The sequence below is a fragment of the Mycobacterium sp. genome, assembly GCF_036488105.1.
In the GTDB taxonomy this organism is placed as follows: domain Bacteria; phylum Actinomycetota; class Actinomycetes; order Mycobacteriales; family Mycobacteriaceae; genus Mycobacterium.
On sequence record NZ_DASXHW010000373.1, the window covers coordinates 1 to 2,347 of the forward strand.

General features: G+C 70.0%; 4 protein-coding genes. 3 read left to right on the plus strand and 1 reads right to left on the minus strand.

What is annotated here, in order from left to right; translation table 11 throughout:
• The 3 genes from VGH54_RS19550 to VGH54_RS19560 form a co-directional block, all read left to right on the plus strand.
• Positions 1-496, plus strand: a 496-nt coding sequence (locus tag VGH54_RS19550) for a hypothetical protein (RefSeq protein WP_331513728.1), incomplete at its 5' end; no start/stop codon positions are given.
• 3 nt (positions 497-499) lie between these two features.
• Positions 500-808: a hypothetical protein gene (locus tag VGH54_RS19555; protein ID WP_331513729.1), complete on the plus strand. Its 309-nt coding sequence runs from the start codon at positions 500-502 to the stop codon at positions 806-808.
• A gap of 29 nt (positions 809-837) precedes the next feature.
• Entirely contained in the window at positions 838-1,230 is a 393-nt protein-coding gene (locus VGH54_RS19560) for a hypothetical protein (protein WP_331513730.1), read from the plus strand.
• 83 nt (positions 1,231-1,313) lie between these two features.
• Here the strand turns inward: VGH54_RS19560 and VGH54_RS19565 are convergent, their stop codons facing one another.
• Positions 1,314-2,327 carry a hypothetical protein gene (locus VGH54_RS19565; protein WP_331513731.1) on the minus strand — a complete coding sequence of 338 codons (1,014 nt, stop codon included), beginning with the start codon at positions 2,325-2,327 and terminating at the stop codon, positions 1,314-1,316.
• Positions 2,328-2,347: the final 20 nt, after the last annotated feature.

Genomic DNA, 2,347 nt, shown 5'->3' on the forward strand with positions numbered 1-2,347 from the left:
CACCGGGGGCGCGGTCCTCGGCGGGAGCGGGACCGTCGTGGGCTTCTTCTACGCCCGCGCCCGCAACGCGAGGAACGACCTGAAGGCGCAGGTCAAGGCGCAGCAGGAGGCGAAGGCCGACCGGGACGCCACCCACGTCCTCGCCCAGGCCGCCTACGACCTCGCCGACGCGACACGTGTGAAGGCCGACGGGCTGCGGTCGGAGGTGACCGCACAGGAATCGCGGGTAGCGATCCTCGAATCGAAGATGGACGTCTTCTGGAGGAACGTGGCCTTCGACGTGAGCAAAATCCTGCACTCACCGCATGAGGGATGGGAAGAATTGGACGCCCTGCTTGAGAAGTTCCAGGCCCGGGACATCACCGACCTGGAGATGGCCGACCTTGAGACCCAGTTGCGAGACATGGTGGAAGGCAGGTGGGAGCCCGCCGAGGTGACCCGCGCGGACCAGGTGGCGGCGTCGCTGCTGCTGCGCGCGATTGAGCAGACGAGGTGAACGGTGCCTGAGGCCGCCGCCCACGAATTGCAGAAGACAGTCGACGAGATCACCGGGTACTCGCGCCGCACGAGGAAGCTTTTCTGGTGGCTCGCCGCGATTGCCGTGGTGTCGCTGGCCCTGGCCGCCGCGAACGTGCTGTTCACCGTCCACCAGGTCAGCGCCAACGACCAGAAGTTCTGCCAGGTCATCACCGGTTTCACCGCCGTCCCGGTGCCGAAGCCGGCGGACCCGGCGGCCAACCCGTCCCGCGAGCAGAGCTACGAGTGGTACCTGCGGTTCGCCGACCTCGGCCGGTCACTGGGATGCTGAGCCGCCGCCGGGCAGAGGAGGGGTTAGCGGTGCCTGAAGCCGCGGAGCACAAGCTACAGGGGATGGTCGACGAGATCGTCGGGTACCGCCAGCGGACCCGGTGGTGGCGGTGGGGAACCGCCGTCCTCGCGGTAGTGTCGCTGGCCCTCGGCATTACCGTCGGCATCCTGGTGATCGGGTACGGCAACCAGGCCGCCGCGCTGAGCCGGCAGACCGACGCCCTGCACTCCTCGCAGCTTGCCAACTGCACCGTGTCCAACAGGGCGAAAACGGAAGCGGAGGGCCTGTGGCTGACGTTCATCGGCCTGCTCGCCGGGCCGCACCCTTCTGCCGCCGTCAAGACGGCGGAGGCCAGGTTCATCGCCGACGTGCACCGGACGTACGTGCTCGTCGACTGCCCGAGGGCGTACCCGGGCGGCTGAACGGGCCGGTTGTCTCCGCCCTGGCATGGCTGAGGCTGTGCTGGATGTGGCTGCGGATCTCGGGACGGAAGGACGCGCGCTGACTAGCCGGTCTCCTCGCCGCCAGTCGCCCGCGTCGCGAGCTGCTTCTTGAACGCCTGCCCCCAGCGCTCGCTCATGCCGACCCGCTCCGCAAGCTTCGCCCCTGAGATGCCCGGTTCCTCGGCGAGGATGGAGAGCGCCGCGGCCTGAGCGTCGAAGTCGCTCGGGACCGTGGTGTCGCGGTTCTTGCGGCTCTCCCCGGTGCCCGTACTGCGGCCCTTCGCGCCGCCGAGCCTCGCCAGCCTGCGGTTGAGCGACTCGATCTTCTCGGCGCTCTCTGCGGCCTGCCGTGCGGCTTCGCTGCGGGCGGCCTCTGCGGCTTCCGCTGCGGCCTGCGCGGCTTCCATTGCGGCTACCGCGTCGTCCCGCTCGGACACTGCCGCGGCTAGGCGCGCGGCCTCCTGCTCTGCGGTTTCGCGGGCAGCGCGCTCCGCGTCCAGGTTCTCTCCCGCAGCATCCAGTGCCGCAGCGTGCGCCTCCCGCATGCCCGCAATCTCGGCCCGCAGTGCGGTTCGCTCGTCGGCCTCGGCGCGCAGCACTGCGGCCTCCCGCTCCGCGCGCACTGCGGCCTCCTGCTCGGCCTCGGCCTCTTCCCGGTCGACCTGGCGCAGGTGCACCAGGACCGCGATGAGCGCCAGGACGAGCACCGGCAGGGCGGTCACGAAAACCACCAGCGCGGCCGGCGGCTTAGTGCCCGGCTCGACGAGGTGCGCCGCGCCCTGCCCGGTGAGGCTGAGGACGAACACGGCGATGGCGGACCACATCGCGAACTTGCGGGACCGGGGGCCGGGGGCGGCGGCGAGCCACGAGTAAAGCGCGTACCCCCAGTACGCCTCCGTCGTCACGGCAAGGGTCCAGTCGGTGGACAGGCCGCGGGCGCCGCCGATCTTCGGGAAGCCGGACATGCTGCCGATCGCGATCCACGACGCCCACACCTCGATCAGGGCGCAGACGGCGATGATAACCAGGACCCACAGGTGGTCGCGGCGCTTAGGTGGTTTCGCGTGATCTGGCACGGGTGCCATCATTCACTCCT